The sequence below is a fragment of the Chloroflexota bacterium genome (genome assembly GCA_013152435.1).
Taxonomy (GTDB): domain Bacteria; phylum Chloroflexota; class Anaerolineae; order DUEN01; family DUEN01; genus DUEN01.
In genome coordinates this window covers 158,355-174,095 of sequence record JAADGJ010000106.1, presented here as the reverse complement: position 1 = coordinate 174,095, position 15,741 = coordinate 158,355, and the positions used below count along the sequence as shown (strand labels likewise).

The following is a 15,741-nucleotide window of genomic DNA, read 5'->3' as shown; positions in this document are numbered from 1 at the left end:
TCGCAGCATTTCCATCATCTTGGATACGCCGCCAGGGCTGGGGGCTTCTTGCCAAGTCGCTTGCATGATATCCTATGTTAGGGCAAAATAGTGGCGAGCGGCTCTTTCATGTGGCCGCGAGGCCGCCCTTTTTGATGTGTCAGCCCTCTGGTTCGGGGGGAGGCTTATGACTCGGGTCGCGATCGCCGGCGAGAAGTTCCTGGTGGATGGTCAGCCCACGTATCCCGGGCGGGAGTTTGAGGGGTATCCCGTCGAAGGGCTCCTGTTCAACGTGCGGGCTGTGCAGGCCACCTTTGATGATGCCAATCCGCGCACTCGTCACCTCTGGGCCTACCCGGATACGGGAGAGTGGGATCCGGATCGCAACACTGATGAGTTCTGCGCCGCGTTGGAGTCGTGGCGGGATCACGGCGTGTTGGGGTTCACCATCAACTTTCAGGGGGGAGGCCCGCTCTACAGCCCCGAGATCTACCATCAGTTCGACAACAATGGCTTCACACCCACGGGTGATGTGAAACCCGCCTATGCCGATCGCATCGCCCGGGTGATTGAGCGAGCCGACGAACTGGGCATGGTGGTGATTGTGGGGCTCTTCTATTGGATCCACGTGACCAAACTGAAGGGTGAGGGGGCCGTGTGGCGCGCGGCGCGCAATGCGATGGCATTTCTGGAGGATACAGGGCATCGCAATGTGCTCGTCGAGATCGCCAATGAGGCGCATGAGCGCTTCGGTTACGGGGTCCTGGCGCCTGATCGGGTGCATTGGATGATCGAGGACCTGCGATCGGCACACCCCGATTTCCTCTACTCTTGCAGCCTGGTGGGAGCCGACGTGGAGACGGGGAAAGGCTTGCCGTCTCCCTCGCTTGTCGAGGCGTCGGACTTCGTGTTGCTTCACGGGAACGGCAATCGCCCGGCGCAGCTGGAGGCCGCGATCCGGGCCGTGCGGGCGATGCCCGCGTTCCAACGGGATCCGAAGCCGATCGTGATCAATGAGGATTCCCCCGGCCTGCCCAACTTGGAGGCCGCGTGGCGGAACTACGCGTCGTGGGGGTATTTCGATCAGGGATTCGGGGGTTCCGGCGCGTGGGGAGGGGATGTGTACGTGGATTATCGGGCGCGGCCGCGGGAGTCCCGGTACGAGGACTTGAGCGGCTTTCAGACGCCGCCGGTGAACTGGACGATTAACACGGACCTGAAACGGGCCTTCTTCCGCCGGGTGGCCGAGATCACCGGCTATCCGGGCGCGTCCCGATCAGGCTAGCCACGGCGCGGTCGCTCGTGCTGTGGAGGAGGGGGCAGGGATGGCGGTCATCGAGCGTGTATATCCCGAGGAGAGGTGGGCGCGACGCGAACCCGCCGCGTTGGGGTTCGATCCGGAGAAATTAGAGGCGGCGGGACGCTGGCTGGCGGAGCGCGCCGATGGCCGCCCGTACCGCGTGGTGGTCGTGCGTCACGGATACCTGGCGGCCGAGTGGGCGGACAGCGTGGCGGCGGACGAGCGGCTTCCCATGGCCTCGGCGGCCAAGTCGCTGTACAGCTGCATGCTGGGCATCGCCATCGCCGAGGGTGTGATCGGCTCGGCTGACGATCGGGTGATGGCCTCCTATCCGGAGATGATGAACGTGCCGGAGGGGTGTGGGCCCAAGCCCGGCCGCTTCGCCCGGAAGAAGGATCGCGCCATCACCTTCCGCCAGCTGATCTCCAACACGTCCGGGTATCTGAAGCCGGGCGAGGAGCCCGGGAAGGTCTTCCACTATCAGACCTTTGGCATGAACATCCTCTGCCATGCCCTCGCGACTCGGTATGGGTACTACGATAGCCGCGATCCGGAGCGGCTGCCCGGGTTCGGGCAGCTGCTGGAGGAGAAGATCCGGGATCCCATCGGCGGCACGTGGACCTGGGGGTACACCAATTTCGATCTGCCCCCGCGGGCTCGCATCCACATCTTCGGCAACTATACGCAGATCTACGCTACGGCGTACGATATGGCGCGTATGGGCTGGCTGTGGCTCAACTGGGGGCGCTGGGGGGATCGCCAGGTGGTCCCCGAGGCGTGGTTGCGTGAGGCGGTACGGGTGGCGCCGGATATCCGCTCCCACGCGCCCGAGGAGAAGTGGACGTACGGTTACGCCTTCTGGACCAATGAATATGGGCGGTTGTGGCCCTCGCTGCCGCGGGACAGCTACGCCGCCTCCGGCGCGGGTAGCAAGCACATCTGGGTTTGTCCCAGTCTGGATCTGGTGGTGGCGCAGAGCCCCGGGCTGTGGCGTGATCAGGAGGAGAACGATGCCGGCGTGTTGCGGCTGATTTTGGACGCGTGTCGGTCTTGAGCTGGAAGGTGAGGGTTGAGGATCAGAGCTTGGGGAGTGGCTCATGGATAAGCTCATCATCACGGTGGCACCGTGTGCGCCGCCCGGTCAATTGGATGCTCACCCGGACCTGCCGCGGACGCCCGAGCAAATCGCCGACGAGGTGGTGCGGGCCTGGAACGCGGGCGCGGCCATCGCACACCTGCACGTGTTGGACGAGCAGGGACGCCCCACGCAGGATCTGGCCGCGTTCCGTCGCACCATCGCTCTTATCCGTGAGCGCTGTGATATCCTCATTGAGGGCTCGACGGGTGGGCTCACCGGCTTCAGCGCGGCCGACCGCTCCGTGGCGTTGCAGGCCGATATCGATCTGGCATCCCTGAACCCGGGCTCGGTGAACTACGATCAGGGCGTCTACATCAACTCGCCTCAGGATATCGACTATTGGGTGCGGGAGATGCGCCGGCGCGGCATCAAGCCCGGCATCGCCATCTTCGAGGCGGGGATGATCGAGAACGCGCTGCGGTATGCTCGCCAGGGGCTGATCGCCGAACCGCTGTTCTTCAACTTCGTTTTGGGGCTGACCGGCGCGCTGCCGGCGACGGCCCGAAATCTCATGTTCCTGGTCGAGAGCCTGCCCCCAGGCGCCCTGTGGGAGGTGACCGGACACGGCGGCCATGACCTGCAGGCGGCGCTATGGGCTATCGCCCTGGGGGGACACGCCCGCGCGGGGTTCGAGGATCACATCTTCTATCGACCGGGGGAGCGGGCGAGCAGCAACGCCGTGCTCATCGATCGCATCGCCCGGATCGCCCGGGACGCCGAGCGCCCCATTGCCTCACCCGCCGAAGCTCGTTCCATGCTGGGCATATGACCGCATCCTGCATCTTGCATCCTGCATCCTGCATCCTGCATCCTGTATCCTGCATCCTGCATCCATATCCCGCATCTTGTACCCTGAGCCCGGAGCCCCAGGCTCCAATTGTGAGGAAGAAGGGAGTGGCTGATGCAACTGAAACACGCCGTCATGGTCTCCCTGATGGGGCGCCAGGCCGATCGCTTCCATGAGTATCAGCCCGCTCGTGACCTGGCCGAGCGATTGGCCATGGTGAAGCGGGTGCGCGGCGTAGAAGGGATCGAGATCGTCTATCCGCAGGATTTCTCTGATCCTAATCAGACCATCGCCATGGTTCAGGACGCCGGGCTCCCCGTGTCGGCCGTGAACTTGAACGTGAAATCGGCTGAGAAGTGGCGGAGGGGCTCCTTCACCGCGCCCGATCCCCAACTGCGGGCCGATGCCATCGCCGAGCTGAAGACGGCCATGGATTTGGCGGCTGAGTTGGGCGCGTGGATGGTGACCTGTTGTCCCCTGATCGATGGGCATAATTATAATTTTCAGGCCGATTATCTGAAGCAGTGGCGCTGGCTGGAGGAGGGAATCGCCGAGGCCGCCCGATACCGCTCCGACGTGCGGATCAGCCTGGAGTACAAGCTGAACGAAGCTCGCAACTACATCATCCTGGGCGACATGGGGCGTACTTTGTACCTGTGTGAGCGGCTGGGCTTGCCCAACGTGGGGGTTACCATGGACGTGGGACACGCTCTGGTGGCGAAGGAGACGCCGGCCGAGGTGATGTGTCTGGCGGCGCAGACCGGACGGCTGTTCTATGTCCACTTCAACGACAACGGCCGGGAGTGGGATTGGGACATGCTCCCCGGCTCCGTGAACCTTTGGGACCTGGTGGAGATGTTGTTCTATCTGGAGCGGCTGGATTGGGAGGGATGGCTGGCCTATGATGTGCTCACCCGCGATGGTGATCCCGTGGAGACCATGGAGGCGACCATCGCCATCGTCGAGGCGGCCCGGGAGCTGCTGGATAAGTTGGGGCGCGATCGATTGCAGGCGTTCATCGAGGAGGGGATCCCCGCCCGAGCCTATCAGCATCTGGTGAGGGCGCTGTTATGATCACACGGCAAGATTATGAGGCCGCCCGTCGGCGCGCGGCGGAGATGCTGCGCCATGCTGGTATCGTGGCGAGGCCGGACGAGATCGAGCGTATCGAGGTAGCCGACTTCGGGCTGGGGGAATTGGAGCAGAGCGGGGTGCAGATCCTCACGCTCGTGGATACCCCGGCGATCGGGGTAAAGGTATTGGTGCTGTTCCCCGGCCAGACGTGTCCTCAGCACAAGCACCCGCCGCTGGGCGATTATCCGGGCAAAGAGGAGACGTTCCGCTGTCAGTGGGGCGAGCTGTACCTATACATGCCCGGCGAGTCGACACCAAATCCCAGGGCTAACCCGCCCGCGCATCGGCGGCACACGTACACCGTATGGCACGAGACGCTATTGCGGCCGGGCGATCAGGTGACGTCCCCGCCGAACACGTTTCATTGGTTCCAGGCGGGGCCGGAAGGTGCTGTCGTGTGGAGCTTCTCGTCCCGCGCCACAGATGTAGAGGACGTGTTCACCGATCCCGACGTCCGCCGCCGAACGGTGATCGCGGATTGAGAGATGCTGGTAAGGGTTTTCTATCCTCCCAAGGATGAGTCGATGTCATTTAAGAATTGATCAATAGCGGACAGGATTCCTTGTCCCCTGGCTCGTTGTTTTCTGTGTGCTTGCTTCCGAGCCTCATGATGGGGCATTCCTTTGTCAGAGGAGACTTGCTGGATTGGATGCTTTTCAAGGCTGCTATGGGAGGCGAGAAGTCCATGGGTGAGTGGGACGCCAGCGCGTAGCATTACATATTGTGCCCAGATCGCTTGTTGCTTGCGGACGCGAAAGAACAATTCTCCGTTGGCCCATCCTACTCCCCACATTTTGATACCATGCTTGGCTAGCAGGGCGTGGATTTCCCCTGCGGACCATGGGCTATCCATAGGAACGAAAAAGGGCACAGAGTTTAATCCTAGAAGATTACGTAGGAATTCGCTAACCAGGGTATTCTTGCGCTTGGCTGTGCTCCAATCAGCGTAGAGGAGGTTTTCAACAATGGTTTGAGGCAGGGCGAGCCAGTATAGACTTGTTAAAAATTCTAGTAACCTTTGCATCCACCCAACCTTGTATCCAGACTTTCCCACCCTCTCGAACGCCTGTTCTATTATAGGGCCGGGCGTTGCAAAAGTCAAACTGGTGTTGGGCTCCTCGAGTTCATGGGGGCAGGCATGGTGGATCTGGTTCGCATGCTGATTCGCATTGGGAACGCGCTGCTTGATTCTCTAGCTGGCATGATTGTTCGGGAGTTCTTACAGCCGCTAGAGATAGAGCCCGCTTTCTCGAGCGGATGTATTTGGGGCGGCATGGTTGCGTTGGTGGTCGGTTTCATCGCACGCCAATTTTTGTATTGGTGGGGATCAATACAAAGATACTTCCTACCCAGAAAGCCTTCCTTGGATCCCGGCCCAAGCCCGGCTGCCATGACGTGGGGATGCACAAAGAGCGTTCTCGGGTTACTCATCATCCTGGCTTTCCTCCTTATTTTGGCCTACAAGATCATGAAGCTCTCAGGAGGATCGATTTGATCGTGAAGGACAGATCACGCTGGCGCTTCCCGCTTTACGGCTTCCTCGGCCTGGCGCTCATCGCGGCCGGGTGGCCGTTATCCTGGCTCAGGCCGGAGGGGCTGGAATTCCTTTCCCACCATGCGTTCCTGCTCCTCTGGGTTGGTTATATCCTCGTTGTGGATGCCCTGGTGTACGCGCGCAAGGGCACATCGCTCTGGCATCGTAACCGTGCGCGCTTCCTGGGGCTCTTCGCCGCCTCCGTGCCGGCCTGGTGGCTATTCGAGTTCTTCAATCGCTACCTGCAGAACTGGGAGTATATCGGCACCGGGGAGTGGAGCGGGCTCTCCTACTTCCTGACGGCTACGGTCCATTTCACCATCGTGACGCCCGCCGTGCTGGAGACGGCCGAGCTGTGGGGCACGGCCGGGTGGATTCAGAGGCTCCCCTCCGGCCCGCGAGTGAGTGATACGCCGCGCGCGCTCACCAATGCGATCCTGCTCGGGATCGTCGCCGTCGTGGCGGTGATCACGGCGCCGCGATACGCGTTTCCCCTGGTATGGCTCTCCGTATATCTGATCCTGGACCCGATCAATCACCTGCGCGGCCGCCCCAGCCTCATCACGTATCTCCGTCAGGGGGACTGGCGACCTATCGTCGCCCTCTGGCTGGCCGGGCTGACGTGCGGCTTCTTCTGGGAGATGTGGAACTACTACGCGCTGCCCAAGTGGATCTACCATGTGCCGTTCGTCAGCTTCTTCCATGTTTTCGAGATGCCCATCCTGGGGTATGGCGGTTATCTCCCGTTCGCCATGGAGGTCTATGCGCTTTATCAGTTCACACTCGACCTGGTAGGGGTGCCCGCCGGCGATTATGTGCGCCTGATCGATGAGGCCGCCGGGGCGGTCCGCCGGCGCCCTCGGGTCAGAAGAGGATATCCCGCCACGTCCGAGGGGTGAACGCGGCGAGCGGGGAGATGAGCCCCAGGTTGATGTATACGATCGTGTGGGCCAGCTCCGGGTGGCGAGCGCCCTTTCGGATCAGGACGTCCAGCGCCTTTCGCCCCATGGCCAGCCGGAGTAGAGCCCGCATCTCTCGGAAGAACTCCGCGAATTGCCTGCGCAGCTCGCGATCGTATCGGCGTAGCGTGGTCGTGAAGCGATCCCCGAGATGGCGCAGTGCCTCGTTCGCGATCTCCGCCGCCAACAACCCGCTCTCGATCGCCAGATCGATTCCCTCCCCTGTCACCGGGTTGACCAGCCCGCACGCTTCGCCGACGACCATCACGTTTTCTCGAACCGTTGGATGGCTTGGAAAGTCGGTGCGCAGCGGATAGCCCTTGATCGGGGTCGCCCGATGCGCCTGACATAGCCGCTCCCGCAGGAGGGGATGTCCATCGAGGAGGCCGGGTAGCAGGCGGGCGGCGGAGTGGGGATGTTCTCGGCCTGTGGGGAACAGGCCGACCCCGACGTTGGCGCGTCCATTTCCCGTGGGGAACAGCCACGCGTAGCCCGGGCGCAGCCGACGGTCGAAATAGAACTCGAACGCGTCCGCGGGGCCCTGAAGGCCATCCCAATACGCTCGCGCCGCCAATACCGTGGGGGGCATGTGGTCCAGGAACCCGAAGGCGCGCAGGATCGGCAGATAGGCGCCTGTGGCCAGGATGACCAGCCGGGCGTGCAGGGTGATCCGCTCGCCATCCCGTTGCCCGATCACCGTGTGGAGGACGTGATCGCGCTGGGGGCCGGCGACCTTACAGCCGGGCAGGAAGCGGGCTCCCTGGTCGATGGCGTGCCGACGCAGCAGGTCGTCCAGGTATAGGCGGGGGATGGCCAGCCCGTAGGGGGGAAGCCCATCGAGGTGGTCGGCGAAGCGTATGTGGAGCTGATGGCCTGAGGGGGAGACGAGTCGGGCGCCCGTCACGCGATGGGCCCGAGCGGCCACCTGATCCAGCGCTCCCAGCGCTTGCAGCGCGGCGACGGCTCGAGGTGTCAGACCGCCGCCGCATGTCTTCTCGCGCGGGAAGTGGGCTTTGTCGACCAGGAGCACGTCCCAGCCCGCCTGGGCCAGCCGGGCCGCGGCCGCGCTGCCGGCCGGCCCCGCCCCCACGACGAGAACGTCAGCGCTTGTGAGATCGGCCATCCTCGTGTTCGCCCGTGAGTTGGTGAGTGAGGGGAAGACGAGGATATTCTACCACAGCCTTGGGGATTTCACGAGGCGCAGGGCTGTCCGGCCTGCCCGCCTCCCTTTTTACGGGCCGCAGGGATGATCATCACCTGCCTGATCCGTCGGGCTTCCATCTCCTGGACGACGAACCGATATCCCTCGTAAACGACCTCCTCCCCTGGCTGTGGGATATGGCCCAGCAGATACAGGATCAGACCCGCTACCGTGTCGTAGGGGGTGTGCTCTGGGATGGCCAGCCCCAGCGTCTGGGCCAGATCGTGCACGGGCAGTGTCCCCGGCACGATCAGTATCCCGTCGGAGCGACGCCGGGGTCCCGGCACAGGGTGGGGGTGCTCATCTTCGATGTCCCCCACGATCTCTTCCAGCAGATCCTCCAGGGTGACCAGCCCGGCGGTGCCGCCGTATTCATCCAGCACGATGGCTAGATGCATCCCGGCCCTTTGGAACTGGCGGAGCAGCTCGATCAGCCGCAGACTGTCCGGTACCAGCAGGGGCTCTCGGGCCACCTCCCTGACCGGTCGTTGCAGGTCGTCGTCCGATAGCAGATCCTTGACATGCACCAGGCCCACGATGTGGTCGAGATCCCCCTCGTAGACCGGATAGCGGGAGTATCCTCTCTGCCGGGCTAGATCTAACACCTGGGCCAGTGGGGTGCTGGCCTCCACGGCCGTGATGTCGGCTCGGGGCCGCATGACCTCCTGCACTCGCCGATCGGCGAAGCGGAATATGCCCTGCACCAGCGCCTGTTCGGAGGGGTGAAAAGCGCCCGCGGCCACACCCTCGCGTAGCATGGCCAGGATCTCCTCATCGGTCACCCCGGCCTCTTCCTCCTCCTCCGTCGGGAACAGGAGATCACTCAGCTCTATCACGAGCCGCAGGATCAGATCGCTTGACCGGGTGAGGATCCACACCAGCGGATGCGCCAGGCGGGAGAGCCAGTCCAGAGGGGCGCTCAGCGTTATGGCCAGAGCCACAGCCCGGCGTAACGCCAACTTCTTAGGCACCAGCTCGCCCACCACTAGCGAGAGATACGAGATCACGGCCACGACCAGCAGCAGGGCCACTGCTTCGACGTAGGCTGCCGACCAGGGCAGGGGTAACGCCGCCAGGCGGGGCTCCAGGAAGCGAACCACGCTGGCGCCGCCGATGGCGGAGGCCAGAGCTCCGACCAGCGTGATGCCGATCTGCACCGTGGAGAGGAAGCGGCTCGGGTCCTGTTGCAGGGCCAGCACGCGCTGCGCTCCAGGGTGTCCTTCGGCTGCCAGGACTTGCAGGCGGCTCCTGCGGGCGGAGACCACGGCGATCTCGGCCGCGGCGAAGAAGCCGTTGAGCAAGATCAGGGCCAGGATCAGGCTCACCTCCAGAAGGATCTCGTCCATATCACCGTCCTACCTCGGGGTCGCGTCCTATAGATAGCGAATCCACATGTAAAGGCTGGCCATGATCAGGGACAGGAACGTGGTGATGACGCCGTAGCGCAGGAACAGGCGGAAGCTGATGGGGTGCCCGCTGCGCTCGGCTATGCTGGCCACGACGACGTTGGCCGAGGCGCCCACCAGCGTGGCGTTGCCTCCCAGGTCGGCGCCCATTGCCAGCGCCCACCATAGCGGCGCCACCGGCATTGTTTTCCCCAGGCTCTCCGCTACCGGGATCATGGTCGCTGTATAGGGGATGTTGTCCACGATACCCGAGACAACAGCCGACAGCCAGATAAGCAGCATGGAGGTCAAGGTCAGGTCCCCACCGGTCAGGCGCAGCGCTGCCCGGGCCACCGTCTCAATGATCCCCACCTGCACCACTGCTTCCACGGTAATGAACAGGCCAATGAAGAAGAACAGCGTCGTCCACTCGATCTCGGATAGCACGTGATGGGGATCGTGACGGTTCCACAGCATTAAGATCGTCGCGCCGGCCAGGGCGATGGTGGCCACCTCCAGGTGTAAGACTCCGTGGAGTAGAAAGCCCAGGATCACGCCTCCCATGACGATCAGGGATTTGCGCAGCAACTGAACGTCCGTTATCAACTCCGAGGTGTCCAGAGACTCGACGTCCAATGGACCGCTTTTGCCGCGCTGCAGTTCCTTTTTGAACAGGAACCAGGCCAGTCCAACAAAAGCGATCAGAATCAGCACACTGATCGGCGCCATGTTCGCGGCGAAGGTGACGAAGTCGATGCCGGCTGCGCTGCCGATGAGGATATTGGGTGGATCGCCGATAAGGGTCGCCATCCCGCCGATGTTCGAGGCCAGGATCTCGGCGATGAGGTAGGGCAACGGGCTGACTCGCAGACTGGCCGCGACCAGCAGGGTGACCGGCGCCACCAGCACCACGATGGTCACATTGTCCAGGAACGCCGAAGTGATGGCGGTGACCAAAGAGAGGATAACCAGAATACGGAAGGGATCCCCTTTCCCTAGCCTGACGGCCTGGACGGCGATCCACTGGAAGAGCCCGGTTTCCCGCAGCACGTTGGCGATAGCCATCATGCCCGCCAGCAGGAAGATAACGTTCCAGTCCACCGCGCCAAAGGCCTGCTCCTGTGGAAGCACGCCCAGGAATATCATGGCCACCCCACCCAGCAACGCCGCCAACGTGCGGTGCACTCGTTCGGTGACAATCAGGCCGTAGGTGATCAGGAAGATACCTCCAGCCACCCAGGTGGGATTCATGGGCTCTCCTTTTCGCCGTTCTCGGCTTCCTCTCCCCGCTCCAGGCAGATAGCCAGCAGCTCCAGCAGGTTGATATATCCTACGATATGGTAACGTTCGTCCACCACCGGCACGCCCGAGAGATCATGCTCGTGCATGCGCTTGAAGGCATCCTTCACTTTCTCCCCTCGTTTCACCCAGACCGGCTCCTGCATGGCGTCGGCTGCGGTGCGCATGCGGCTCTTCTCGGCGAACTGCATCGCCTGTTTCAAGTCGGTGACCTCGCTCATAAACTCCTCGGGCAGGATGTGGAAGAAGAAGTCATCGGCCAGAGAGCGTAGGCTGAGCACCCCCACCAGCCGGCCGTCTTCAGCCACCACGCAGGCCACGTGGACGTTGGGGTGAGCCAGCATGGCCCGAGCTACCTCGTCCAGGGGAGTGTCGGGGCTGACAATGGTCGGCTCCAGGTCCAGGATGGCTGCCACCTCCTCGACCGGCGTATCTCGTAGGAGCTTCCAGTCCGGCCGGACGGCAGGGGGCAACTCCTCCTGGGATGGCGCGGGGCGGACTTTGTGCAATCCTCTCGCCTGGGCCACGGGCAACACCAGCAACAGGCCGCTGTCCGGCCGGTCAAAACCACCCACTATCCGCTCCGCCTCGGCCACAGCTTGGGCCAGGAGATCGTCGTCCTCAATGGCCGCTAAGAGCGTGCGCCGGCGTACCTCTTTGGCCTCGAAAAGGCCGTCGAGCGCCCCCAGGCCCACTCGACTGAGCCAGGTACTCACCCGGTAGGCCCCCACGCTTTCCAGGATAGTTGTCCCTGGCACGCCGATGGCTTGCCAGGCCTGGAGCAAGTCCGGCATACACGCCAGGTCATCTAAGATAACAATCAGTAGTTGTGTCATCGGTTTCCTCGTCCTTTCTCCGAAGAGATAAGGTCCCAACGCAGGGAGCCCGCACGGTACAGTTGCTGCGCCTCAGCCAACTCTTCATCGCCCGCGCCAGCCTCCCGAGCAGCCACGAGGACGTCCGCCGCAGGCAACAGCGCCTCTTCGCTGCGGCGTAGGAGTTCAGCAGTTTTGTCCTGTACGCTTGTCATCCTCACCCGTAACTTTTCTTCATCCAAGACATAAACGAGCAAAGTATATCATGATTGCTCACTTTCAGAAGATATATCGATCGGCAGATCAACGCCATGAAGGGGTAGCCGCTGGCTGGGCTGGGCAGACAGCGCGTGCAGCATCAGCGGAGTAACCCGCGCGGTAAAGATGACCATGACTACGATTGTGGCAGAGATCTTCGGCCCGGTCAAGCCCTCCACCAGTCCGAGGTTGGCAATGATCAGAGCAACTTTGGCCCGTGAAACCATTCCAGCTCCCCAGCCGCGCCCCCAGGCCGGCCATGGACATCAGGGAGACCGCGCCCAATTCGGTCAGGTGGGCAATGGCTTCACCCGAAAATGGATTTCATGGTTCCCCTGCATCTCGTTTCCTCAGACCCAGTACCCGGGTCACGGGGACGACAAACAGAAGGCCGGTGTGATGGCGATTGAAGTCACCGACGACCCGCTCCGTGGTGGCGATGACCCGTTCCAGGGTGGCCTCGTCCTCGATAACGGTGAAGAGGGTGCGGTGGTGCAATTCCCGGCTGGCCAGGAGATCATTCAGGGAGGGCAACAGCGGCAAGTCATCCCGCACCACACCACGCACGCGCCTCAGACCAGTGCTCTCCAGGATGGTTACTCCCGGGACCCCGGCTTCTTCCCAGGCATCCAGGATATCTGAGCACTGCTCCAGGTTATCCAGTACGAAAACTAACAGATGTGTCATGATTACTCCTTTCCGGGATACAAAAGTTTTCATCTGACCCCGGCCTGCTGCGGCCAATCCTGACCAAGCCACGGCCCGTTCTTTCGTACATCAGGGCGAGGCTATTCGGCCGAACTCACGACGAAGCCCCGGGAACCTCGACCGGCTCCGGTTGGCCGCCGGCCTGCGGGTAGAGCACCCGCAGCATGATGGGGGTCACCAGCGTCGTTGCCAGGACCATGAGCACTACGGCGGCGAAGATCGCTTCGTCCAGCAAACCGGCGTCCAGTATCACCGTAGCTACAATGAGCCCCACCTCGCCCCGCGAGGTCATACCTACCCCCAGTCGCAGAGCCTCGCTGTTGGAAAAGCCCCCCAACCGCGCGCCAATCCCACAGCCGAGCACCTTGGAGACCACGGCCACGCCCACAATGACCAGAGCGAAGGACAGTCCGCCGATACCCAGGGCCCGGGCGTTGGCCTCCAGGCCGATGCTCACAAAGAAGACCGGCACCAGCCAGGCGTAGGCCAGGCCATGCATCCCCGTCTCGATATGCTGTCGCAGGGGCGTCCGGGCGAAGAGCAGCCCGGCCAGGAACGCCCCGGTGATGGCGGCTATGCCTCCCAAGGCCTCAGAGGCCCAGGCGTAGAGCAGGGTGACCACTATTGCCAGGGACATCACGCCCTGGCTGATGGGGAGTTGCTCTACCCAAGAGCTCAAACGGGGGATGATGCGCGCCCCCAGCCAGATGGCCAGGCCCAGAAAGGCGATCATCTTTGCCAGCACCCAGAGGACGGTCACGGCGCCTCCACCCCCGCCGCCCACCAGGGCGACAAAGAGGGACAGCAGTAGGATCACCAACACGTCGTCCACCACGGCCGCGCCCAGCAGGGCCACGCCCACTCGGCTGCGCAACACCCCCAATTCCATCAGGGTTTGGGCTGAGATGCTGACGCTGGTGGCGGCCAGCACCAGGCCGATGGCCAGACTCTGTTGCGGATCAAAGCCGAAGGGCAGCGCCGCCGCCATCCCCAGGGCCACCGGTGCTATTACACCCATGATACCGGCCAGCACCACCGGCCGCCCGGAGCTTATCATCATTTTCAAGTCCACCTCCAGCCCGGCGATAAACATCAGGAACAGAACACCCAGGTGGGCCAGGAGGCTGAGGGTCTCCCCCAGATGCTCGCCGCCGAACAGGGGCCAGTGCAGCATGTTCAACACGGTGGGGCCCAGAACCAGACCGGCCAGCAGCTCACCCAGGACGGCCGGCTGCCCCAGCCGGATGCTCAGGTACCCCGCCGCTTTGGCGGCCGCGATGATGATGGCCAGAGCCAACAGGAACTGCAGTAAGGAATTCATACTTCACTCCCACCTCTCTTCAGCCCGTTCCCTATCGTCTGGTCGTGACCTGCCGGGCCTTCAGTTCAGCCTGACGGGCCAGGTCAATTGCTGCGGCCAACACGCGAGCCGACTCCTGCGGGCTGTGGAAGCCAGTGCTGTTCTCCGAGGAGATAAAGTCCCAACGCAGGGAGCCCGCACGGTACAGCTGCAGCGCCTCAGCCAGCTCCTCGTCGCTCGCGCCGGCCTCCCGAGCAGCCACAATGGCGTCCGCCGCAGACAACAGCGCCTCTTCGCTGCGGCGTAGGAGTTCAGCCGTTTTGTCCTGTATGGTTATCACCCTTGCCCGTAGCTCTTCCTCTGGCAGGTTGTGGCAGGTCCCGCAAGCCTGGCGCAGGTTCGTCAGCGGACTGCGCACCCAATGATCTGATACCTTCACGCTGCCCACACGCGTAAAGGGCATGTGGCAGTCAGCGCACGACACCCCCGAGCGAGCGTGAATCCCTGTGCTCCACAGCTCATACTCAGGGTGTTGGATCTTGATCATGGGAGCACCGGTTTCCTTATGCGTCCAATCTTTGAAGCCGTACGCATCATAATGCTCCTCGATGGCCTCCACTGTCAACCCCTTGCTCCAGGGAAGGGTTAACACCTTGTTCTCGCCCAGGAAGTAATACTCGACATGGCATTGGGCACAGACGTATGAACGCATCTCCTGCCGGGTCACCTGGTTCAGATCGACGCCCATCTTCTCAAGCGCATTGATGAGGGCCGGCCGCGTGATGACCAGATCCATCGTCTGAGGGTCGTGGCAATCGGCGCAAGACGTACCCAGGTGCAGCCTGTCCTTCAGCTCGTTGTAGGGCGTCCGATTGAAGGTTTCCCAGCCCAGTTCGGCGATCAACTGCGGCGCCTCGGCGGCGTGACAGTTGATGCAGGCACCAGGCTGCTCAACGACCTGGACTCGCTGAGTGTTGCGCTGGTCGATCTGAGCATAGTAGTGCCCCCGGTCCTCATTGTGGTCGATACTGAAGGCATAGCCGGCCCACAACCGCACCATGGCCGGGTATTTCTCTAGTTTGTTATAGGGCGTTGATCCACCATAGGGGGTCTTGCCATAGTCCTCTTGGGTTTTGATGAAGGAGTCGTACTGGTGAGGGAAGTTCTTGCCCCACACAGCCGGGTCGAGCTCACCCTCTGGAATCTCGACCACCTTGAGCGGATACTGAGCCGCTTCTCGTTTGCGTTCGGTGATATTCACCAACAGGCCGGCCACTGCTGCCGTCAGGACTGCGGTGGTTACGAAAATAACCACGTAGACGAGCATTTGTCGCGAAAGCAGAAACTGTCCCATGAAAGTGTCCTCCTTGAGCTGGTTTGTGTTCGTTTACAACAGCGCAAAGGCGCACATGTGTTTATTTACCATGTCCTACATTGCCGTGGCAGGCAACGCAAGATAGCTCCTGTTGCGACCCGGAACGATGGATCTGGCTCACGAGTGTCTGGTGACAGCTCACGCAGTTTTGCTGAACAATCTGCGCGTTAAATGCCCGAATGCGGATCGGGTCTGCAAAGTCTCCGGTAGTAAAGGCCCAACTGTGATTCCAGCCGTTCAGCCCTTTGGCCAACCACTTGTCAGGGAGGTCATGCGGGGTGTGGCAGTCGTTGCAGGTTGCTGTGGCCTTATGGCTCGAGCGGCTCCAGCTGTCGAATGGCTCACGCATCACGTGGCAGTTCGAGCAGGCATTCGGGTCATCAGAGAAATACGCCGTGCCCTCTGCATAGTCGAAAGTGTAGGCTCCCAGGCCGAAAAGCATCCCGAACAGCAGCGTCGCTATACCCAACGTCCAGCGCAGCGTGACCGGCCTGAAGGGCGTAGGGGATGTTGGTGTCTCTCGCTTCATGATAGTGCCTTATCCTTTCCTACTGTTCTCATGATCCGTT

Annotated in this window: 18 protein-coding genes; 7 read left to right on the top strand and 11 right to left on the bottom strand. The window is 62.3% G+C overall.

The annotated features are described in order from the left end of the window. Nucleotides 1–166: 166 nt before the first annotated feature. The 5 genes from GXP39_15515 (at nt 167) to GXP39_15495 (ending at nt 4,820) form a co-directional block, all read left to right on the top strand. Complete coding sequence (locus GXP39_15515) at nt 167–1,264, top strand: hypothetical protein (GenBank protein ID NOZ29443.1); 1,098 nt, start codon at nt 167–169, stop codon at nt 1,262–1,264. A 40-nt stretch (nt 1,265–1,304) separates the two neighbouring features. After that, complete coding sequence (locus GXP39_15510) at nt 1,305–2,333, top strand: beta-lactamase family protein (GenBank protein ID NOZ29442.1); 1,029 nt, start codon at nt 1,305–1,307, stop codon at nt 2,331–2,333. Between the two features lie 43 nt (nt 2,334–2,376). After that, nucleotides 2,377–3,186: a 3-keto-5-aminohexanoate cleavage protein gene (locus GXP39_15505; GenBank protein ID NOZ29441.1), complete on the top strand. Its 810-nt coding sequence runs from the start codon at nt 2,377–2,379 to the stop codon at nt 3,184–3,186. 132 nt (nt 3,187–3,318) lie between these two features. Then, nucleotides 3,319–4,278 (top strand): sugar phosphate isomerase/epimerase, encoded by a 960-nt coding sequence (locus GXP39_15500; protein ID NOZ29440.1) that lies wholly within the window; start codon nt 3,319–3,321, stop codon nt 4,276–4,278. Next, nucleotides 4,278–4,820 carry a D-lyxose/D-mannose family sugar isomerase gene (locus tag GXP39_15495; GenBank protein NOZ29439.1) on the top strand — a complete coding sequence of 181 codons (543 nt, stop codon included), beginning with the start codon at nt 4,278–4,280 and terminating at the stop codon, nt 4,818–4,820. Before GXP39_15500 ends, GXP39_15495 begins: the two co-directional genes overlap by 1 nt. Nucleotides 4,821–4,840: 20 nt before the next feature. Here GXP39_15495 and GXP39_15490 read toward each other — a convergent pair whose 3' ends face one another. Continuing rightward, nucleotides 4,841–5,362, bottom strand: coding sequence for a hypothetical protein (locus GXP39_15490; GenBank protein ID NOZ29438.1), 522 nt, complete (start codon nt 5,360–5,362; stop codon nt 4,841–4,843). Between the two features lie 114 nt (nt 5,363–5,476). Here GXP39_15490 and GXP39_15485 point away from each other — a divergent pair, with 114 nt between their 5' ends. Both GXP39_15485 and GXP39_15480 read left to right on the top strand, forming a co-directional pair. Continuing rightward, nucleotides 5,477–5,833 (top strand): hypothetical protein, encoded by a 357-nt coding sequence (locus tag GXP39_15485; protein NOZ29437.1) that lies wholly within the window; start codon nt 5,477–5,479, stop codon nt 5,831–5,833. Nucleotides 5,834–5,835: 2 nt separating this feature from the next. After that, on the top strand, nt 5,836–6,771 hold the full coding sequence (locus GXP39_15480; GenBank protein ID NOZ29436.1) for a hypothetical protein: 936 nt from the start codon (nt 5,836–5,838) through the stop codon (nt 6,769–6,771). Here the strand turns inward: GXP39_15480 and GXP39_15475 are convergent. The 10 genes from GXP39_15475 to nrfH form a co-directional block, all read right to left on the bottom strand. Further along, on the bottom strand, nt 6,737–7,954 hold the full coding sequence (locus GXP39_15475) for a geranylgeranyl reductase family protein (protein NOZ29435.1): 1,218 nt from the start codon (nt 7,952–7,954) through the stop codon (nt 6,737–6,739). The genes GXP39_15480 and GXP39_15475 overlap by 35 nt on opposite strands. A gap of 68 nt (nt 7,955–8,022) precedes the next feature. Continuing rightward, a complete protein-coding gene (locus tag GXP39_15470) occupies nt 8,023–9,378 on the bottom strand; it encodes an HlyC/CorC family transporter (GenBank protein ID NOZ29434.1) in 1,356 nt (451 codons plus the stop codon). A gap of 27 nt (nt 9,379–9,405) precedes the next feature. Next, nucleotides 9,406–10,668: an ArsB/NhaD family transporter gene (locus GXP39_15465; GenBank protein ID NOZ29433.1), complete on the bottom strand. Its 1,263-nt coding sequence runs from the start codon at nt 10,666–10,668 to the stop codon at nt 9,406–9,408. Then, nucleotides 10,665–11,552 (bottom strand): CBS domain-containing protein, encoded by an 888-nt coding sequence (locus GXP39_15460; protein ID NOZ29432.1) that lies wholly within the window; start codon nt 11,550–11,552, stop codon nt 10,665–10,667. The genes GXP39_15465 and GXP39_15460 overlap by 4 nt, the downstream gene beginning before the upstream one ends. Then, nucleotides 11,549–11,746 (bottom strand): ammonia-forming cytochrome c nitrite reductase subunit c552, encoded by a 198-nt coding sequence (locus GXP39_15455; GenBank protein ID NOZ29431.1) that lies wholly within the window; start codon nt 11,744–11,746, stop codon nt 11,549–11,551. Before GXP39_15455 ends, GXP39_15460 begins: the two co-directional genes overlap by 4 nt. Before the next feature lie 48 nt (nt 11,747–11,794). Beyond that, nucleotides 11,795–12,016, bottom strand: coding sequence for a hypothetical protein (locus GXP39_15450; protein NOZ29430.1), 222 nt, complete (start codon nt 12,014–12,016; stop codon nt 11,795–11,797). Between the two features lie 97 nt (nt 12,017–12,113). Continuing rightward, entirely contained in the window at nt 12,114–12,476 is a 363-nt protein-coding gene (locus GXP39_15445; protein ID NOZ29429.1) for a hypothetical protein, read from the bottom strand. Between the two features lie 115 nt (nt 12,477–12,591). Beyond that, nucleotides 12,592–13,818: a cation:proton antiporter gene (locus GXP39_15440; GenBank protein ID NOZ29428.1), complete on the bottom strand. Its 1,227-nt coding sequence runs from the start codon at nt 13,816–13,818 to the stop codon at nt 12,592–12,594. Nucleotides 13,819–13,849: 31 nt separating this feature from the next. Then, complete coding sequence (locus GXP39_15435; protein ID NOZ29427.1) at nt 13,850–15,124, bottom strand: ammonia-forming cytochrome c nitrite reductase subunit c552; 1,275 nt, start codon at nt 15,122–15,124, stop codon at nt 13,850–13,852. Between the two features lie 88 nt (nt 15,125–15,212). Further along, nucleotides 15,213–15,701 carry a cytochrome c nitrite reductase small subunit gene (gene nrfH / locus GXP39_15430; protein NOZ29426.1) on the bottom strand — a complete coding sequence of 163 codons (489 nt, stop codon included), beginning with the start codon at nt 15,699–15,701 and terminating at the stop codon, nt 15,213–15,215. Nucleotides 15,702–15,741: the final 40 nt, after the last annotated feature.

What these genes read in the sequence shown, in the direction of transcription:
- GXP39_15515 (NOZ29443.1), top strand. Translation starts at nt 167, where the DNA reads ATGACTCGGGTCGCGATCGCCGGCGAGAAGTTCCTGGTGGATGGTCAG.
- GXP39_15510 (NOZ29442.1), top strand. Translation starts at nt 1,305, where the DNA reads ATGGCGGTCATCGAGCGTGTATATCCCGAGGAGAGGTGGGCGCGACGC.
- GXP39_15505 (NOZ29441.1), top strand. Translation starts at nt 2,377, where the DNA reads ATGGATAAGCTCATCATCACGGTGGCACCGTGTGCGCCGCCCGGTCAA.
- GXP39_15500 (NOZ29440.1), top strand. Translation starts at nt 3,319, where the DNA reads ATGCAACTGAAACACGCCGTCATGGTCTCCCTGATGGGGCGCCAGGCC.
- GXP39_15490 (NOZ29438.1), bottom strand. Translation starts at nt 5,362, where the DNA reads ATGCAAAGGTTACTAGAATTTTTAACAAGTCTATACTGGCTCGCCCTG.
- GXP39_15485 (NOZ29437.1), top strand. Translation starts at nt 5,477, where the DNA reads ATGGTGGATCTGGTTCGCATGCTGATTCGCATTGGGAACGCGCTGCTT.
- GXP39_15475 (NOZ29435.1), bottom strand. Translation starts at nt 7,954, where the DNA reads ATGGCCGATCTCACAAGCGCTGACGTTCTCGTCGTGGGGGCGGGGCCG.
- GXP39_15470 (NOZ29434.1), bottom strand. Translation starts at nt 9,378, where the DNA reads ATGGACGAGATCCTTCTGGAGGTGAGCCTGATCCTGGCCCTGATCTTG.
- GXP39_15465 (NOZ29433.1), bottom strand. Translation starts at nt 10,668, where the DNA reads ATGAATCCCACCTGGGTGGCTGGAGGTATCTTCCTGATCACCTACGGC.
- GXP39_15460 (NOZ29432.1), bottom strand. Translation starts at nt 11,552, where the DNA reads ATGACACAACTACTGATTGTTATCTTAGATGACCTGGCGTGTATGCCG.
- GXP39_15455 (NOZ29431.1), bottom strand. Translation starts at nt 11,746, where the DNA reads ATGACAAGCGTACAGGACAAAACTGCTGAACTCCTACGCCGCAGCGAA.
- GXP39_15450 (NOZ29430.1), bottom strand. Translation starts at nt 12,016, where the DNA reads ATGGTTTCACGGGCCAAAGTTGCTCTGATCATTGCCAACCTCGGACTG.
- GXP39_15445 (NOZ29429.1), bottom strand. Translation starts at nt 12,476, where the DNA reads ATGACACATCTGTTAGTTTTCGTACTGGATAACCTGGAGCAGTGCTCA.
- GXP39_15440 (NOZ29428.1), bottom strand. Translation starts at nt 13,818, where the DNA reads ATGAATTCCTTACTGCAGTTCCTGTTGGCTCTGGCCATCATCATCGCG.
- GXP39_15435 (NOZ29427.1), bottom strand. Translation starts at nt 15,124, where the DNA reads ATGCTCGTCTACGTGGTTATTTTCGTAACCACCGCAGTCCTGACGGCA.
- nrfH (NOZ29426.1), bottom strand. Translation starts at nt 15,701, where the DNA reads ATGAAGCGAGAGACACCAACATCCCCTACGCCCTTCAGGCCGGTCACG.